This window comes from Oleiphilus sp. HI0086 (assembly GCF_001635225.1).
Genome location: NZ_LWFZ01001028.1, coordinates 1 through 898, shown reverse-complemented (window position 1 = coordinate 898; position 898 = coordinate 1). Strand labels below are relative to the sequence as shown.

The 898-nt window shown below is 45.8% G+C and carries 1 protein-coding gene; it reads left to right on the top strand.

Annotated elements, in window-relative coordinates:
* Positions 1-52: 52 nt before the first annotated feature.
* Positions 53-898, top strand: an 846-nt coding sequence (locus A3756_RS18350; protein ID WP_231875569.1) for a methyl-accepting chemotaxis protein, incomplete at its 3' end; no start/stop codon positions are given.

The following is an 898-nucleotide window of genomic DNA, read 5'->3' as shown; positions in this document are numbered from 1 at the left end:
CTCTGTAATACAAACACTCAAATTCATCGGCATTTCCAAGAGGAGCTTTGTCATGCGAAATATGCCTTGGGCTGAGAAACTAGACAGTACTCCCTTTATCGCCTTACTAACGATCATTACACTAACATCGTGGCTAATACAGCCCTCGTCATATTGGACCGTTTTTCTTATTGCTCTTTCTGGGCTCTCATCTATATTCCTGATCTATAAACGAAACCAGTTTTTTGCACCTCTCAAAGATGTTTCACGCTTACTTCAACAAAACGGTGTACAACACCGAGACCTCCCTCTCCATTCTCGATCTGGACACTCCGTCCTGGAAGCACTACGCCACTATTTACTCAATCAAGAACGCTCTGTTCAGCATAGAGACGGTTACTTTACTGAGTTTAACCATATGGCGAGTGAGTTATCGATCAGCGCTTCAACCTCGGCAAAAAATGCCATGGAACAAAAGCAGGCAATCTCCTCTTCGGCTGCAGCAGTCACTCAACTGAGTGCCAGCGTGAGCGATGTTGCAACGCAAGTTCGAGAAACCCATGCCGACATTGATACTTCACGTAAGCAAATTGCACAAGGGCGTGCCGAAGCGCAAAAAGCCTGCATTGAGATTGAGAAGATGACTGCCTTGTCTGAAGAAAGCGTCAAAATGGTGGATGTCTTGTTTGAGCAGTCAAACAATGTTGCAGCAATGTCTAACATCATTCGGGAAATTGCCGATCAAACCAACCTTCTATCTTTAAATGCTGCAATCGAAGCGGCACGCGCTGGTGAGCATGGGCGAGGCTTTGCAGTCGTGGCCGATGAAGTTCGAAATCTGGCAATCAGATCCCGAGAATCAGCAAACGATATTAGCGACAGTATTGAGTTATCTCACAAGCAGATGGGCAGTGTGAAA